The organism is Pedobacter sp. 01N416, assembly GCF_056399685.1.
The window spans coordinates 1-15546 of record NZ_JBFTRT010000031.1 but is presented as its reverse complement, the minus strand read 5'-3'; the positions used below and the strand labels follow the sequence as shown (position 1 = coordinate 15546).

20 protein-coding genes are annotated in these 15546 nt (G+C 38.5%); 8 read left to right on the top strand and 12 right to left on the bottom strand.

The genetic code is table 11. The annotated features are described in order from the left end of the window. Nucleotides 1–161: 161 nt before the first annotated feature. Nucleotides 162–737 (top strand): hypothetical protein, encoded by a 576-nt coding sequence (locus AC1DND_RS03190; protein WP_477579052.1) that lies wholly within the window; start codon nucleotides 162–164, stop codon nucleotides 735–737. Here the strand turns inward: AC1DND_RS03190 and AC1DND_RS03185 are convergent. From AC1DND_RS03185 to AC1DND_RS03175, 3 genes are all read right to left on the bottom strand, one after another. Next, nucleotides 676–1128, bottom strand: a complete 453-nt coding sequence (locus tag AC1DND_RS03185) for a GNAT family N-acetyltransferase (protein WP_477579050.1) — start codon at nucleotides 1126–1128, stop codon at nucleotides 676–678. The two genes, AC1DND_RS03190 and AC1DND_RS03185, sit on opposite strands and share 62 nt — an antisense overlap. Then, a complete protein-coding gene (locus AC1DND_RS03180; protein ID WP_477579048.1) occupies nucleotides 1128–1691 on the bottom strand; it encodes a DNA-3-methyladenine glycosylase I in 564 nt (187 codons plus the stop codon). The genes AC1DND_RS03185 and AC1DND_RS03180 overlap by 1 nt, the downstream gene beginning before the upstream one ends. 232 nt (nucleotides 1692–1923) lie before the next feature. Beyond that, the gene (locus tag AC1DND_RS03175) at nucleotides 1924–2277 is read right to left on the bottom strand and encodes a carboxymuconolactone decarboxylase family protein (protein WP_477579046.1); all 354 of its coding nucleotides are present in this window, start codon (nucleotides 2275–2277) and stop codon (nucleotides 1924–1926) included. A 51-nt stretch (nucleotides 2278–2328) separates the two neighbouring features. On the opposite strand from AC1DND_RS03175, the gene AC1DND_RS03170 reads away from it, so the two are divergent. Beyond that, nucleotides 2329–2688 (top strand): hypothetical protein, encoded by a 360-nt coding sequence (locus AC1DND_RS03170; protein ID WP_477579044.1) that lies wholly within the window; start codon nucleotides 2329–2331, stop codon nucleotides 2686–2688. On the opposite strand, the gene AC1DND_RS03165 is transcribed toward AC1DND_RS03170, so the two are convergent. Continuing rightward, nucleotides 2678–3010 (bottom strand): MGMT family protein, encoded by a 333-nt coding sequence (locus AC1DND_RS03165; RefSeq protein WP_477579042.1) that lies wholly within the window; start codon nucleotides 3008–3010, stop codon nucleotides 2678–2680. The genes AC1DND_RS03170 and AC1DND_RS03165 overlap by 11 nt on opposite strands. Then, entirely contained in the window at nucleotides 3010–3660 is a 651-nt protein-coding gene (gene trmB, locus AC1DND_RS03160; RefSeq protein WP_477579041.1) for a tRNA (guanosine(46)-N7)-methyltransferase TrmB, read from the bottom strand. Before trmB ends, AC1DND_RS03165 begins: the two co-directional genes overlap by 1 nt. A gap of 113 nt (nucleotides 3661–3773) precedes the next feature. Between trmB and fcl the strand changes: the two genes are divergently transcribed. Together fcl and AC1DND_RS03150 are read left to right on the top strand one after the other, a co-directional pair. Continuing rightward, nucleotides 3774–4700, top strand: a complete 927-nt coding sequence (gene fcl, locus AC1DND_RS03155; protein WP_256449200.1) for a GDP-L-fucose synthase — start codon at nucleotides 3774–3776, stop codon at nucleotides 4698–4700. Between the two features lie 136 nt (nucleotides 4701–4836). Then, the gene (locus tag AC1DND_RS03150) at nucleotides 4837–5769 is read left to right on the top strand and encodes a hydrogen peroxide-inducible genes activator (RefSeq protein ID WP_215165801.1); all 933 of its coding nucleotides are present in this window, start codon (nucleotides 4837–4839) and stop codon (nucleotides 5767–5769) included. Between the two features lie 228 nt (nucleotides 5770–5997). Here the strand turns inward: AC1DND_RS03150 and AC1DND_RS03145 are convergent, their stop codons facing one another. From AC1DND_RS03145 to AC1DND_RS03125, 5 genes are all read right to left on the bottom strand, one after another. Next, on the bottom strand, nucleotides 5998–6243 hold the full coding sequence (locus AC1DND_RS03145; protein WP_477579038.1) for a hypothetical protein: 246 nt from the start codon (nucleotides 6241–6243) through the stop codon (nucleotides 5998–6000). A gap of 39 nt (nucleotides 6244–6282) precedes the next feature. Next, nucleotides 6283–6744, bottom strand: a complete 462-nt coding sequence (locus AC1DND_RS03140) for a hypothetical protein (protein ID WP_477579036.1) — start codon at nucleotides 6742–6744, stop codon at nucleotides 6283–6285. A gap of 97 nt (nucleotides 6745–6841) precedes the next feature. Further along, nucleotides 6842–7450, bottom strand: coding sequence for a superoxide dismutase (locus tag AC1DND_RS03135; RefSeq protein WP_477579034.1), 609 nt, complete (start codon nucleotides 7448–7450; stop codon nucleotides 6842–6844). A gap of 260 nt (nucleotides 7451–7710) precedes the next feature. Beyond that, the gene (locus AC1DND_RS03130) at nucleotides 7711–8178 is read right to left on the bottom strand and encodes a nucleoside deaminase (protein WP_215165794.1); all 468 of its coding nucleotides are present in this window, start codon (nucleotides 8176–8178) and stop codon (nucleotides 7711–7713) included. A gap of 316 nt (nucleotides 8179–8494) precedes the next feature. Continuing rightward, nucleotides 8495–8830, bottom strand: a complete 336-nt coding sequence (locus tag AC1DND_RS03125; RefSeq protein WP_057930747.1) for a tRNA-binding protein — start codon at nucleotides 8828–8830, stop codon at nucleotides 8495–8497. Nucleotides 8831–9021: 191 nt separating this feature from the next. Between AC1DND_RS03125 and AC1DND_RS03120 the strand changes: the two genes are divergently transcribed. The 4 genes from AC1DND_RS03120 (at nucleotide 9022) to AC1DND_RS03105 (ending at nucleotide 14170) form a co-directional block, all read left to right on the top strand. Next, entirely contained in the window at nucleotides 9022–10506 is a 1485-nt protein-coding gene (locus tag AC1DND_RS03120; protein ID WP_477579032.1) for a xylulokinase, read from the top strand. Between the two features lie 72 nt (nucleotides 10507–10578). After that, complete coding sequence (gene xylA, locus AC1DND_RS03115; protein ID WP_477579030.1) at nucleotides 10579–11910, top strand: xylose isomerase; 1332 nt, start codon at nucleotides 10579–10581, stop codon at nucleotides 11908–11910. A gap of 283 nt (nucleotides 11911–12193) precedes the next feature. Further along, nucleotides 12194–13867, top strand: coding sequence for a sodium/sugar symporter (locus tag AC1DND_RS03110; RefSeq protein WP_477579028.1), 1674 nt, complete (start codon nucleotides 12194–12196; stop codon nucleotides 13865–13867). A 75-nt stretch (nucleotides 13868–13942) separates the two neighbouring features. Continuing rightward, complete coding sequence (locus AC1DND_RS03105) at nucleotides 13943–14170, top strand: DUF7336 domain-containing protein (protein WP_477579026.1); 228 nt, start codon at nucleotides 13943–13945, stop codon at nucleotides 14168–14170. A gap of 441 nt (nucleotides 14171–14611) precedes the next feature. On the opposite strand, the gene AC1DND_RS03100 is transcribed toward AC1DND_RS03105, so the two are convergent. Together AC1DND_RS03100 and AC1DND_RS03095 are read right to left on the bottom strand one after the other, a co-directional pair. Next, the gene (locus tag AC1DND_RS03100) at nucleotides 14612–14992 is read right to left on the bottom strand and encodes a hypothetical protein (protein ID WP_029276929.1); all 381 of its coding nucleotides are present in this window, start codon (nucleotides 14990–14992) and stop codon (nucleotides 14612–14614) included. 1 nt (nucleotide 14993) lies between these two features. Further along, nucleotides 14994–15546: ABC transporter permease (locus tag AC1DND_RS03095; RefSeq protein ID WP_477579024.1), on the bottom strand; the 553-nt coding region annotated here is incomplete at its 5' end.

Sequence of the window (15546 nt, the reverse complement as noted above, 5' to 3'; positions counted from 1 at the left end):
AATATTGTCAATACAAAAGCTTATGCTTTAAATAAAATGAAAGAATCATTTATTAATTTTCAAAAAGAGCATCCTGATGTAGCGACAGGAAATATCAAAATTAATCTGAATTAGTATGTTTTGGAATTAAGTTCCGTTATTTGTGAAAAGCAATTGAGCATATGAAATTTCTATTATCTGTTTTTCTTTTCTTACTTACGCTAAATCAACTTTCAGCTCAGGATTTTATTGTTAAAAACAACGATGATGTCATCCGTGGAACGATAAAGGGCACCGATTATTTTTCGGTTTTTATTAGCGCCAATGATGAAACCGATGTGATTTTGCCTGCTAAGGATGTTAAGAACTTCTTCTGGAACGGTGATAGCTTTGTGAGCAAGGGTTTTGCAAATGGGCGCAATTTCGAATACCGTTTTGTTAAGGTAATCGAAATGGGAACGGTTAATCTTTATTCTTTTGGCGGAGGTACCTTGGTTCCTGCAGTAAAAGAGAAAAAAGTAAAATTCAGGCCATCAATTGGTATTGGAACAGGAACCGGTGGTTATGGTGGCATGGGTATGGGTGGAGGCATTAGCATCGGCAGTGGCCGTAATGCTGCACCAGAGAGACCAGCGGGTGCGCCTATTGTTCGTTACTTTATTGAAAAACCAGGTGCTGGTCCTTTACAGGAAGTACCTATGAAAGCAATAACCGAAGACACTCCTTTTTGCTGTTTTCATTTTGAGTTTCAACCATAGCCTCGATTTTTATTAAGCCTAATTTCTCAAAGGCATAATTACAAATGGGATTTGCTACTTCTTTAATGATGCCTTTTCCCCAATGTTTGGGCAACAGCCAAAAACCGATTTCAGCACTTTGATCTGTTTTACTTAAATCATTAAATCCTATGGCACCTAAGAGACCAAGGTTTTCTTTATCACAGATTGCCCACCAGATACCTGTTTCATTTTTTTGAAGGTCATTGAACCAGATCAATTGCTCATTGGTTTCCTCTAGGCTTGCATAGCGCACACCATAATAGCGAATCACATCAGGATGGGATAATCCTTCAAAAATAAATGCTAGATCGTCAGAACAAAATTGCCTCAATAAAAATCTATCCGTGTGTATTGTAGCTGAAGCAAACATTACCTTGCGCAGCAGTTTAACAAATGGTCGTTAACCATGCCGGTTGCCTGCATATGTGCATAACAGATGGTGGTGCCGAAAAATTTGAAACCACGTTTCTTCATGTCTTTACTAATCTGATCGGAAAGTTGAGTTCTTGGCGGAACATCACTCATTTTTTCAATCTGATTTTGGATCGGTTTGCCACCTGGAACAAAAGCCCACATGTATTTAGAAAAACTGCCAAATTCTTTCTGGATTTCGATAAACAGTTTAGCGTTGGTAATGGCTCCGTTAACTTTTAAACGATTACGGATAATGCCTTCATCGTTCATTAAGCGCTCTATATCTTTTTCGGTAAAAGCGGCTACTTTGTTAACATCAAAATCGGCGAAGGCTTTACGGTAGTTTTCCCGTCTTCTGAGAATAGTAATCCAGCTTAAGCCAGCCTGCGCACCTTCGAGAATCAGGAATTCGAATAAAATTTTATCATCATAAACAGGCTTTCCCCATTCTTCATCGTGATATTTGATATAGAGCGGATCGTTTCCGGCCCAACTACAGCGTATTTTTGAGTCTTGCATAGTTTCACCTTTCGAAAAATTTAAATTAAATATTCTTTACAAACTGTTAAAATGGCGATCAATAAAATACGCTCGTCACCCTGACCTGTAGCGCAGCGGAAAGCTACACAGTAAACCGAGCCTTAAGCGAGCTCACCGTAGGTAATTTAGTTCAGGGTCTTTATCTTGAGATAATTTTCTCAAGCAGATGCTGAAACAAGTTCAGCATGACGATTCTTCTGTACAAAATGAGTTAAACTCCCGCCTCCAAACTCAATTCATCCCAATACTCCACCGCTCTCCTGTAATGTGGAATTACAATACTACCGCCCACGAGATTGGCGATCATGAAAATTTCGTTCATCTCATCATGATTTACACCTGCATCGAAACATTTTCCGAGGTGGTATTTAATGCAATCATCACAGCGCAAAACCATCGAGGCTACCAGGCCTAACATCTCTTTCGTTTYAACATCTAAGGCTCCATCAGCATAGGAGGTTGTATCGAGCGCAAAAAATCGTTTAATATTTGTATTCGCCGTCTCCATAATTCTATCGTTCATTTTTTCACGATAGCCATTAAATTCTTCTACAAGCTTTCCCATATTTTAAAATCTTTTTTAACTGTTATTTGTTAGGGATATAAACATTTGATTATGAAAATGATATCTCCAAAATTTCATGCCGTTTTAGATTACCTATTGGTAATGCTTTTATTGGCTTCGCCCGATATTTTTGGTCTTTCTAAAACCGCTTCAACATTGGCTTACACATTGGGCATCATTCATTTTTTATTAACGATAACCACTAATTTCAGCGGGGGTATTTTTAAGATCATTAACCTTAAACTTCATGGTCTTATTGAGTTTTTTGTTAGTATTATCTTTGTTATCTTAGCCTTTACGCTTTTTAAAGGGAATTTAACCGACGAAATTTTCTACGCCTGTTTAGGTTTATTGATTCTGATTATTTTTACCCTTACCGATTATAAACGAAGTTTACCCGTTATACTGTAATTTCTTCGAGCGGATTCCAGAATACTTTTTTAAAGTTCACCACCTTATCGTCCTTCACTTCAACGCCTTCTTTCCTTAACAACTCCTCCATCAGTTCGGGCGGCTTGAAATGAAACTTTCCGGTTAACAAGCCACTACTGTTTACCACCCTATGGGCAGGCACACCAGGATGGGCTGTTCCGGCATAAAGCATGGCATGTCCAACCATTCTTGATGATTTTGCTGCACCTAAACTTTTCGCGATAGCCCCATAAGATGTAACCCTTCCTTTCGGAATTAACCGGGCAATCTCATAAACCTGTTCGTAAAAATTGGTATCCATTATTCAAAAGAAAATTGAATATAATTAATATTTTTATCGTGTAACAAGTATTTTTTCTCGTAATAGGTTTTGATCGACAATACTTCATCAACCAGTTCTGAAGTATACAGATGATCGGTATTTTTATGTACAGGCAATCCTAATTCTGCAACCTTTTCGCAAGTATAAGCATACAATTGGTCATTATCCGTTTTCAAATTAACATTGCCGCCTGGTTTTAAAACAAGTTTATAACGGTTCAGGAATGCGGGGAAAGTCAAACGTTTTTTCTCACGGCTATCTTGTGGTTGCGGATCGGGGAAAGTGATCCAGATCTCATCAATTTCTCCTTCGTTGAAATACTCCAATAAATTTTCAATCTGGATTCTTAAAAAAGCAACGTTGTTAATTCCATCTTCAATAGCTGTTTTTGCGCCTCTCCAAATGCGGTTACCTTTATAATCAATACCTATAAAGTTTTTTTCAGGAAATAACCTGGCTAAGTTTACCGAATATTCGCCTTTTCCACATGCCAGCTCGAGCACAATGGGATTCGTATTTTTAAAATGTTCTGAAGCCCAGTTTCCCTTTAAAGTTTTTCCTTGTTCTAATTGATATACGTTTGCAAATGTTTCAATTTCTGCAAAACGCCTAAGTTTATCTTTACCCAAAAGTTTTTTTTCTGCAAAAATACAATTAAATCAATAATCGAAGTTTCTTTTGCCAGAAAGATTAATGTCATTCTTATTTAGGAATCGTATTTTTGTAACCTATAAAAAATACCGTGGAAAAAAACGCTAAAATATATGTTGCGGGTCATCGTGGTATGGTGGGTTCGGCCATTTACCGCAAACTGCAAAAAGAGGGTTACGAGAATATTATAACCAAAACTTCGAGCGAGCTAGATTTACGCAACCAACAGGCGGTTACCGATTTCTTTGCAGCAGAAAAACCAGATTATGTATTTCTTGCCGCAGCAAAGGTAGGTGGCATTGTAGCCAACAATACATACAGGGCCGATTTCCTCTACGAGAATTTAGCCATACAAAATAATGTGATCCACAATGCTTATGTAAATGGCGTTAAGAAACTCATGTTTTTGGGATCGAGCTGTATTTACCCAAAAATGGCCCCACAGCCTTTAAAAGAAGACTACCTTTTAACCGGAACTTTAGAGCACACCAATGAGCCTTATGCCATTGCAAAAATTGCAGGGATCAAAATGTGCGATGCCTACCGCGATCAGTATGGCTGTAATTTTATCTCGGTAATGCCAACAAATTTGTATGGCTTTAATGATAATTATCACCCTCAAAATTCGCATGTTTTACCTGCTTTGATCCGTAAGGTACACGAGGCAAAAGCAAATAACGAAAAAGAAATTGTAGTTTGGGGATCAGGATCGCCCATGCGCGAATTTTTATTTGCAGATGATCTGGCAGACGCCTGTTATTTCCTGATGCAAAACTACAACGAACCACATTTGATCAATGTCGGTACGGGACACGATTTAACCATTAAAGATTTAGCTTTATTAATCAAAGACGTATTGGGCTTTGAAGGCGAATTGGTATTCGATGCAAGCAAACCTGATGGAACACCACGTAAGTTGATGGACGTAAGCAAACTTCATAATTTAGGCTGGAAACATCAAATAGAACTTCGCGAAGGTATTGCTTTGGCTTATCAGGATTTTGAAAGCCGGTACTAAAAAATAATTGAATGAGAGAAGGGTTGGATGACAGAATGCTTTAATCCTTCCATTCAATCACTCACTAATTCGCTCATTCATTAATTTTATATAGTTAGAATTTATATATTTGATCAGATAAATAAATTTTAACTATATGACTTTAGTTCAGCTAGAATATATTGTTGCTGTAGATACTTACAGAAGTTTTGTTACCGCTGCAGATAAATGTTTTGTAACGCAACCTACCTTAAGTATGCAGGTGCAAAAACTGGAGGAACTGATYAGCGTTAAAATTTTCGACAGGAGCAAACAGCCAGTAAGTCCGACCGAAATTGGCGCCCAGATTATTGCCCAGGCCAGGGTTATTTTACAGGAAAGCGGAAAAATAAAAGAACTGATCAGCAGTCAGCAACAGGATGTTTTAGGCGAACTAAGAATAGGCGTAATTCCAACTGTTGCGCCATACCTGCTCCCCGAAGTAATTTCTGCCATGTTGGATAAATATCCTGAATTAAAACTTTTAATCTGGGAATATACCACCGAAGATATTATTCACCACCTCAAAACAGGTGTACTGGATTGTGGTATTTTAGCCACCCCACTTACCGATCCGAACATTACCGAAATTCCATTATATTACGAAAACTTTGTAAGCTATATCAGCAAAAACAGCAAACTTTATAAAAAGAAAGCCGTTGATGCGGAAGACCTGAATGACGAAAACATCTGGCTTTTGAACGAAGGTCATTGTATGCGCAATCAGGTTTTGAACATTTGCCGCTCTACAAAAAACAACAGATTGCAGGGACTGGAATACAATACAGGCAGTGTAGAAACGCTGGTTAGAATGGTCGATTTAAACGGTGGCGCAACATTATTGCCTGAGCTGGCCATAGCAGAATTAAATACAAAACAAACTAGTAAAATCCGACATTTTAAATCGCCTGAGCCTGTGCGTGAGATCAGCCTGGTAACCCATAAAAACTTTATTAAAAAACGGATGCTTAATGCTTTAAAAGATGAGATTTTAGAAATTATCCCAAAAGCCATGAAGCAAAAAAAGAAAAAAGATATTGTTGGGATTTAGTTCTTCTTGCGAAGTTTAAAAGGGCGAAGCGATGGAAAAACTTCGAAAGCTTTTAATATGATCGTTATTACGAGAAGGCTTTTTCAGCCGACGAAGCAATCTTACAACGATCGTTAGTAGCGAGTGCATTAAGATTATTCATTTTTGCAGTTGTTTTTAAAGGTCTTCATGAGCTCAATCGTTCGGTTATCTTCGTAACTCGCAATGACGACTTTTCTATAAAATTGATTATTTCACAGCTCCGGAAACTAACCCCTTCTCCCTATCTACATGATCAGCCAGTTTGTAGCCTGATGCAGCGGGGTTTTTATCTTCTAAAAAGATTAAAATAATTAATGAAACAATGGGGATTAAAAAGGAAATCAAAAACCAGAACCAAAAATCCCGGCCTGTTCGCTTTGCCAAAAAACCTGCAAGTAACTGTGGCGACAATAGTAGTCCGAGTACAATAGTACCTACGATTATCTCTGGCATTTGTTATTGAATTAATCGATTACAAAAACACTAGCTTGCTTAGAGATCTTGTTTTCCTACTGGAGGTGCTGATAACAATCCTTTAATATCGCTCTCCACTTCTTCCTCTTCGCCTTTTTTCTTTTTCTTATTTTTTGCTTTAAGGCCTTTACCACTTAAACGTTCCTCAATGATTTTATCATATTCGGTTTGCTGCTCTGGCCTTAGAACATTGCGGATATTTTTTGATGTTTCGTTCTGTAGCTTATAAAATTTATCTACATCCTCTTCACGTGAGTTGCCTGCCTGTTGTCTTTTGATTAAATCTGCCTGCTCTTTCGCCTGGTTATAGGTAAAGCTGTAAATTACGCTTTTTTGTGTGCCATTTAGTTTTAATCGTTTATCCAGATCCTCCACATTCTTCTGTGCAATTTCTCCTGGAGTAGGCACTTTATTTTGCTGTGCACGCACCAATCCATTTACACCAACAATAACTAAAAATAAAATTACAAGCCTTTTCATTTCGAACATTTTATATCTGCGAAGTTACTTAATTATCTTAAAACAAGAAAGTCCCGATTTGCATCGGGACTTTCTTAAATTTTATTGAATGTTTAGCTTATAAAGCTTTTTTGTAAAGCTCAGCAACTGCATCCCAGTTAATTATATTCCAAATTGCCGCTAAATAATCAGGGCGTTTGTTCTGGTATTTTAAATAGTATGCATGCTCCCAAACATCGATACCTAAAATTGGTGTTCCTTTAACTTCAGCAACATCCATTAAAGGGTTATCCTGGTTTGGTGTAGAAGAAACCTGAAGTTTTTTATCAGCACCTACTGATAACCAGGCCCAGCCTGAACCAAAACGGGTAGCACCAGCTTCTTGTAATTTAGTTTTAAGATCAGCAAACGAACCAAAAGTTTCGTTAATTGCTTTAGCTAAATCGCCAGTTGGCTCACCACCTTTATTTGGACCTAAAATGTTCCAGAACAAAGAGTGATTATAGTGACCTCCACCGTTGTTTCTCACAGCAGCTGGGAATTTTGAAATGTGTTTTACAATTTCCTCGATGCTAGAAGTCGCTTCTGGCTTACCTTCTAAAGCTTTATTTAGGTTGGTAACGTAAGCTTGATGGTGTTTATCATGGTGGATTTCCATGGTAGTTTTATCAATATGCGGTTCTAATGCATCGGTTGCGTAATGTAACGCAGGTAATTCAAAAGCCATAATGTTTTATGTTTAAAGATTTAAAAATGTTTCTTGTAGCAAATATAACATTAGAACGTTAAGATTTGTTCATGTTATTATCATCAAATCGTTTTCTGCGCTGTTGTTGTAAAGTTGGGAGGATTTAAAAGCTGTAAGGTTCAGGACGATAACCAACAGTTTTAATGAAAAATTAACTTTTCAGTCGATAGTTGATGGTCGATAGTAAAATAGCCCGTTTCCCTACGAACTATAAACCATGAGCCATTAACTCGTCTCTTCTACCTTTTCTTTGCAAAAAAATCCCTCATCAATATTGCACATTCCTCTGCCATTATCCCTCCTTTTAACACCGTTTTCGGATGCAGCAGATTTGCGTTTTTGGAGATAAAGCCTCTTTTTTCTTCTCTGGCACCATACACAATACGACCGATCTGTGTCCAATAACTTGCACCGGCACACATTACACAGGGCTCGATGGTTACATATAAGGTACAATCCCTTAAATATTTCCCGCCTATCGTTTGCGCTGCAGAGGTAAACGCCTGCATTTCTGCATGCGCAGTAACATCATTGAAGCGCTCAGTTAAATTGTAGCCACGACCAATAATCCTGTTTTTACTAACCACTATTGCGCCGATGGGAATTTCATCCTCAGCCAAAGCTTTTTTTGCCTCTTCCAAAGCCAATTTCATATAATGGATATCCTCTTCTTCAGGGTCGGTATTTTCGAAGTTGTAAAAACTCATGTGGCAAATATAGGGTAAGACTTCCTAAGTTTCCAAAGGTAACAGTCAGGCGAAACTTCTGAAGTCTATAGGTAAACTTTTTCTGATTAGGTTTTTGGAGCGCAGTTACAGTGCTAATCGGTTACCTCAGTCCTGCTTTCCGTTACAAGTCCTCATTCGTACCTCACTCCGGTCTTTTCACTTCAATCAGGGCTATTTTCCCGCAGATCGGCGCTGATGAAAGCCGCAGAATTTAACATTTTAAATTGCTTAGAAATCTGCGTCGATTTGCGTGTCTTATCTTTTTAAATCTGCGGGAAAATGGGAAGTATGTTTACTAAACCAATTTACTCCCGTTAGGAACTTTACTTTGTACGGCAGTCAATACGATATCACCGTTTTCGTCAGCAAAACCAGTTACCAAAAATTCGGACATAAATTTTCCGATCTGTTTTTTCGGAAAGTTGATCACCCCTACAATCTGTTTCCCCGGTAATTCGTCCAAAGAATAATGTTTGGTAATCTGCGCACTGCTCATTTTTATGCCGAATTCGCCAAAGTCTACCTTAACTTTATAGGCAGGCCGCCGGGCTTCTGGAAATTCGAAAGCCTCTAAAATGGTGCCTACCCTCAGTTCTACCTTTTCGAAATCATTCCAGGTAATCTCTTCCATAATTTAATTTTAATGTAACGGCAAAAATATAAATTATTAAAATAATTCAATTATAGTTTAAATTAGGAATAGCATTCAATTCAACCGATTGCATAAAATGGAATAAATGTTACAAAAATTTGCGTTTTATATTTTAACTACTATCTTTATGCAACCGTTTGCATAGCCAAATATTAAAATAATTTAAAACCATGTATTTATTAGGTATTGATTTAGGAACCTCATCTATAAAAGTTGCAGTTGTTGATGTAGCTTCACAGAAAAACATTGCGACAGCACAATACCCGGAAGAGGAAACAGCAATTAAATCTTTGCAATCGGGCTGGGCAGAACAATCACCCGATGATTGGTGGCAAAATGTTCAGCAAGCCATTCTCAAATTAAATTCGACAAGCTTATTTAATCCTAAAGAGATTAAAGCTATTGGCATTGCGTACCAAATGCATGGGCTGGTTGTAGTAGATAAAGACCAAAACGTACTTCGTGATAGTATTATTTGGTGCGATAGCAGGGCCGTTGAGTTAGGCAATGGTGCTTTTGAGGCCATTGGAGAGGAGAAATCGCTAAAACACCTGTTAAACTCTCCCGGAAACTTTACAGCCTCAAAGCTGGCCTGGGTAAAAGCAAATGAGCCAGAGATCTATAACCACATCGATAAAATAATGCTCCCGGGCGATTTCATCTCAATGAAATTAACAGGAGAAATTACAACAAGTATTTCTGCATTATCTGAAGGCATTTTCTGGGATTTTGAAAATCATGAAATTTCCAAAGATGTAATAGATTATTACGGAATCTCAGGCAACGTTATTCCGCAGGTGAAAGCTTTATTTTCCGAACACGGTTATTTAAAAGCTGATGTTGCAGAATCTCTAGGCCTCTCAGCCAGCATCCCGGTAGCCTATAAATCTGGCGATCAGCCGAACAACGCACTTTCATTAAATGTATTAAAGCCTGGAGAAGTTGCTGCAACGGCCGGAACATCAGGTGTGATATATGGGGTAAGCAACAATCTTACTTACGATAAACAATCGAGGGTGAATACCTTTGCACATGTAACCTATTCAGAAGAGAAAAAACATACCGGCGTTTTACTTTGTATCAATGGCACTGGCAGCATGTACCGTTGGGCAAAATATAATTTCGCACCACAGTCTACATATGCCGAACTGAATAATCTGGCATTAAAAGCACCAATAGGAAGCAATGGCTTAAAAGTGCTCCCCTTCGGAAACGGTGCCGAGCGGATGTTAAACAACAAATATACTGGCGCCCAGTTGTTAGGCATCGACTTAAATCTTCACAACCAATCAGATATTTTTAGGGCAGTACAAGAAGGGATTGCCTTTTCTTTCCGATATGGACTGGATATTATGAGAGAAAACGGCATGAAACCTGAAGTAATCCGTGCTGGGAAGGCCAACCTCTTTTTAAGTGATGTATTTGCACAAACTTTTGTCGACGTTACAGGCATTCCGGTAGAACTTTACGAAAACGACGGCAGTATAGGCGCAGCCTTAGGGGCTGGGATAGGGGCTGGCATCTTTAAAAGCGCAGAAGAAGCTTTTAACAACCACGAAGTAATTAAAACTTTAATCCCTCAACATTCGGCAACATACGAACCCATTTATCAGGATTGGAAAAAAATATTAGAGAAACAATTAGCAATTGGTTAATGATTGATCGTACATGGCGAGACCGACTATGAACTATTGACCAACAGACCACCAACCAAAAAACAAAATAACATGACAAAAGTAGTAACAGGAGCAAAAGAATTTTTTAAAGGCATTGAGCAGATCAAGTTTGAAGGCCTGGAAAGTGACAATCCATTAGCATTTAGATGGTATGATGCCAACAAAGTAGTAGCGGGCAAAACCATGAACGAGCATTTTAAATTTGCCTGTGCGTATTGGCATTCATTTAACGGCAATGGTGCAGATCCATTTGGCGGCGCAACGCACATTTTCCCTTGGGATGAAAAAAAAGATGCAGTAGAAAGGGCAAAAGATAAAATGGATGCGGCATTTGAATTTATCACTAAAATGCAGATCCCTTATTATTGTTTCCATGATGTGGATATGGTAGATTATAGCGACGATATTGCCGAAAACGAACGCAGATTACAGGCCCTTGTTGAGTATGCCAAGCAAAAACAAGCAGATAGCGGGGTAAAATTACTTTGGGGAACAGCGAATTTATTCAGCCATAAGCGCTACATGAATGGCGCATCTACCAATCCTGATTTCCATGTGCTGGCACACGGCGCTGCACAGGTTAAAGCTGCTTTAGATGCTACCATTGCTCTTGGTGGCGAAAATTATGTGTTCTGGGGAGGAAGAGAAGGCTATATGAGCTTATTGAACACCAACATGAAACGTGAGCAGGAACACTTGGCAAAATTCTTACATACAGCTAAAGACTATGCACGCAAACAGGGTTTCAAAGGAACATTCTTCATCGAACCGAAACCATGTGAGCCTTCTAAACATCAATATGATTACGATGCGGCAACGGTGAAAGGCTTTTTACAACAATACGATCTGCTCGCCGATTTCAAATTAAATTTAGAAGTTAACCACGCTACCTTGGCCGGCCATACTTTCCAGCATGAATTACAGGTTGCAGTAGATAATGGCTTATTAGGCTCTATCGACGCAAACCGTGGCGATTATCAAAATGGCTGGGATACCGATCAGTTCCCTAACGATATTAACGAACTAACGGAAACGATGTTGATCATTTTAGAAGGTGGTGGCTTACAGGGTGGAGGTGTAAACTTCGATGCTAAAATCCGCCGTAACTCTACAGACCCCAAAGACCTGTTCTATGCACACGTTGGCGGCATGGATATCTTCGCAAGGGCATTAATCACTGCAGATGCCATTCTTCAAAAATCTGATTACAAAAAAATAAGAACCGACCGCTATGCTTCATTTGATAGTGGAAAGGGTGCCGAATTTGAACAAGGCAAACTAAGTTTGGAAGATTTGAGAAATTATGCTGCAGAAAACGGCGAACCAGAGGTACGCAGCGGAAAGCAAGAATACCTGGAAAACTTAATTAACAGGTATATTTAATTTATTTTTATAAATGTAATCTCAGTGGTCTGTGTATTCACAGACCACGGGCATTTGATTTAATTAGAATGATCTGTGGAGACACAGACCATGGATGAAAACTGGGGCGACCTCCATTAATTTAACCCATCCGGTAGCGTGTGGAAAGTAGAATAGCTGTTAATTTTTAGCAGCCCAAATTAATAAACGTTACTTTAACACTTTTTAATTCAAAAAAAAGCTGAGATTAATTTATGATTTTACTACATTTAGATTTCTAAACCAAATAACCACTATTATATTAATGAAAAACAATTTATTGGACACGAAGGATTACATTGTATTTGCGGTGTACTTCGTTATTGTGGCTGCTTACGGTCTGTACATCTACAATAAGAAAAAATCCGCATCCACAGGCTCAAAAGATTATTTCTTAGCTGAAGGTTCACTTACATGGTGGGCAATCGGTGCATCTTTAATTGCATCGAATATTTCTGCGGAACAGTTTATCGGCATGAGCGGATCGGRCTTTAAGATGGGATTGGCAATTGCAACTTACGAGTGGATGGCTGCCCTTACCCTGGTTATTGTTGCTGTTTTTTTTATTCCGGTTTACCTGAAAAACAAGATCGCCACAATGCCGCAGTTTTTACACCAACGCTACAACGGAACCGTTGCCATGATTATGGCTGTGTTCTGGTTATTGTTGTACGTAGTGGTAAACTTAACATCAATTCTTTATTTAGGTGCTTTAGCTGTTAGCAGTATCTCTGGATTCGATTTGACTTTCTGTATGTATGCCATTGCGGCTTTTGCCATCGTAATTACACTTGGCGGGATGAAAGTAATCGGTTATACCGATGTTATTCAGGTATTTTTCTTAATTCTGGGTGGTTTGGCCACAACATACCTGGCATTAAACCTGGTTTCTACCCATTACGGAACCTCAGGTATTTTTGAAGGTTATAGCCTTATGACCTCAAAAGCATCAGAACACTTCCACATGATCTTAAAACCTGAAAATGAGAATTACATTGATTTACCGGGATTAAGCGTATTAGTAGGCGGTATGTGGATTGTAAACCTTAACTATTGGGGCTGTAATCAATACATCACGCAACGTGCTTTAGGTGCAGATTTAAAAACTGCCCGTGGGGGTATTTTGTTTGCTGCATTCTTAAAGTTATTAATGCCAATTATTGTGGTATTGCCAGGTATTGCAGCTTATGTATTGTATAAAGACGGGGCTTTCCAATCGGAAATGCTGCAGGACGGATCTGTTAATCCAGACCGTGCTTACCCGGTACTGTTAAACTTATTACCTGCCGGATTAAAAGGTTTATCGTTTGCAGCATTAACTGCAGCAGTTGTAGCCTCATTAGCTGGTAAAGCAAACAGTATTGCAACCATTTTCACACTTGATATTTACAAAAAAGTATTAAAAACCGATGCTTCTGAAAAGAACCTTGTTTTTACCGGTAAAATTGCGGTAGTTGTAGCCATGGTGTTGGGTGTTATTATTGCACCATATTTGGGTATCGATAAAAAAGGTGGATTCCAATATATCCAAGAGTACACAGGCTTTGTTTCTCCAGGTATATTTGCCATGTTCATTCTCGGTTTCTTCTGGAAAAGAGCTACTTCAAATGCAGCACTTTTTGCAACAATTGGTGGTTTCGGATTATCGTTATTGTTAAAGGTTCTTCCTACATGGACCGATCTTTCCTGGTTATCGGGAGTGGGCTTCTCGGTTAAAAATGCTGGTATTTATGAAATCCCTTTCTTAGATAGAATGGGTATTGTATTCGTATTCTGTATTATCGGTATGGTAATTATCAGCTTGTTCGAAAACAAAAACGGTGTTAATCCAAAAGGACTGGAAATTGATTCGAAAATGTTCAAAACCACAACAGGTTTCGCTGTTGGTTCTTTGATTATTATCGGCTTATTGGTAGCCCTTTACAGTATATACTGGTAGAAGATATCTTTTTATTATAATTTCTAAAGCTTTTCTGGAAACAGGAAAGCTTTTTTTGTTAAATTAAATTAGAACATGGAATTTGTTTATCTATTGTGGCACACGCATATTGATGAGAAGCTTGATGGTGGCGAGGATTTTAAACTGATCGGAGTATATACCTCCATGGAGCTTGCCGAAGCTGCACAGGCCAGAGCGGAACTTTTGGAAGGGTTTAGAGATGCAAAAGAAGGGTTTGAAATAGCTATTAACAAACTGAACAAAGATGGGTGGACTTCTGGTTTTATCACGATCATTCGTTAAATAATTTGGAAAGCAAGTGCAGCAGCAATTAGGCCAAAATCATCCTGCTCTGCGTTCTTTCTGATGAAGGATCAGAACCACTCCGATCAGGTTTAGGTGGCAGAGAAGGTGCTACTATTTGTGGTTGCAGGGCGTTGCGAAATTGCGCTCCAAACCATCAATAGCAGTAAAAGCGCTGAAAATTAGCCCTGATTGAAGTGAAAAGCCCGCATCCCGATTTTTCATCGGGAGAGGACTTGTAACGGAAAGCAGGAATGCCGTAACCGACTAGTACTGCAATTGCGCTTCAAGAAAAAACTATCTTAAAACGCTAGGCTTTCAATCTAACAATTGTATAAGCTATTTATCTAAACCATTGGTTTAGTTCGTGGAGACACGAACCAAGGTGTTTGATCCCGAAGATTCGGGACAGCATGACGACTCCTGTAGGTTTTGGATGAATTATTGCGAACAAGGTCCGTCAGGGATTTCTTTACTGATTTTAAGCACTTTCATCACCACCAGGGTAGAATCGAAATCAGGTGAAACTGTAGCCGTATCAGACTTTGCGAAATAACCTTCTAATTCTACGTATACTGGCTCGTAAGGCTTTTCGAACCCCAGGTTACTATAAGAGAGCTCTAAATTTCTTACACTGTCTTTAACCCAATACTCACGCCCATCTTCACATAAGGTAAAAGACTTCATTTCAGGGCCAAAACTATATAAACCTTTAACCGTTTTCAGATTACTTTTTTCTCCCTCGGCTTTATCGTTTCTACAAGCTGTAGCGGCTACGCCAAGGAGCACAACAAATACAATTGCTTGTTTAAATAACTTCATTTTATATAGTTTGATTAATTTGATCTATCTTTTTAACACTTAAATTGGATGACAAAGCAGATGCCAAAAATGAGAAGATGCCTACAGTAACAAAAACTAAAACAAAATCCTTCCATTTTAATCCGATTGGATAAGAACTTACCAGCGTTTTATTTACTTCATCACCCATTTTGATAAAACCATAAGTGTGCTGAAAATAATAAAATATGAGGCCGATAATTAAGCCCAGCACACAGCCAGACATGGTAATCATCATTCCTTCAAATAAAAATATACGTTTGATTAATTTCTTGCCTGCGCCTAAACTGCTCAGAATGGCTACATCCTTCACTTTATCAATTACTAACATGGTTAACGACCCTATGATATTAAATATAGCAATAATCAGGATAAAAGTAAGAATAATGTATACCGCCCATTTTTCGGTGTTTAAAATGTGGTAGAGTGATTTATTTTGCTCGGCCTGATTTCTGACTTCATAATCTTTACCAGCTTTTTCGATTACCTCTTTTTGAAAATCGTCTACATCAACACCTGGCTGAAGATTGATCTCT

Excerpts from the sequence above, each read along its gene's own strand:
- AC1DND_RS03190 (WP_477579052.1), top strand. The coding sequence starts at position 162 with ATGAAATTTCTATTATCTGTTTTTCTTTTCTTACTTACGCTAAATCAA.
- AC1DND_RS03185 (WP_477579050.1), bottom strand. The coding sequence starts at position 1,128 with ATGTTTGCTTCAGCTACAATACACACGGATAGATTTTTATTGAGGCAA.
- AC1DND_RS03180 (WP_477579048.1), bottom strand. The coding sequence starts at position 1,691 with ATGCAAGACTCAAAAATACGCTGTAGTTGGGCCGGAAACGATCCGCTC.
- AC1DND_RS03170 (WP_477579044.1), top strand. The coding sequence starts at position 2,329 with ATGAAAATGATATCTCCAAAATTTCATGCCGTTTTAGATTACCTATTG.
- AC1DND_RS03165 (WP_477579042.1), bottom strand. The coding sequence starts at position 3,010 with ATGGATACCAATTTTTACGAACAGGTTTATGAGATTGCCCGGTTAATT.
- AC1DND_RS03145 (WP_477579038.1), bottom strand. The coding sequence starts at position 6,243 with ATGCCAGAGATAATCGTAGGTACTATTGTACTCGGACTACTATTGTCG.
- AC1DND_RS03140 (WP_477579036.1), bottom strand. The coding sequence starts at position 6,744 with ATGAAAAGGCTTGTAATTTTATTTTTAGTTATTGTTGGTGTAAATGGA.
- AC1DND_RS03135 (WP_477579034.1), bottom strand. The coding sequence starts at position 7,450 with ATGGCTTTTGAATTACCTGCGTTACATTACGCAACCGATGCATTAGAA.
- AC1DND_RS03130 (WP_215165794.1), bottom strand. The coding sequence starts at position 8,178 with ATGAGTTTTTACAACTTCGAAAATACCGACCCTGAAGAAGAGGATATC.
- AC1DND_RS03125 (WP_057930747.1), bottom strand. The coding sequence starts at position 8,830 with ATGGAAGAGATTACCTGGAATGATTTCGAAAAGGTAGAACTGAGGGTA.
- AC1DND_RS03120 (WP_477579032.1), top strand. The coding sequence starts at position 9,022 with ATGTATTTATTAGGTATTGATTTAGGAACCTCATCTATAAAAGTTGCA.
- xylA (WP_477579030.1), top strand. The coding sequence starts at position 10,579 with ATGACAAAAGTAGTAACAGGAGCAAAAGAATTTTTTAAAGGCATTGAG.
- AC1DND_RS03105 (WP_477579026.1), top strand. The coding sequence starts at position 13,943 with ATGGAATTTGTTTATCTATTGTGGCACACGCATATTGATGAGAAGCTT.
- AC1DND_RS03100 (WP_029276929.1), bottom strand. The coding sequence starts at position 14,992 with ATGAAGTTATTTAAACAAGCAATTGTATTTGTTGTGCTCCTTGGCGTA.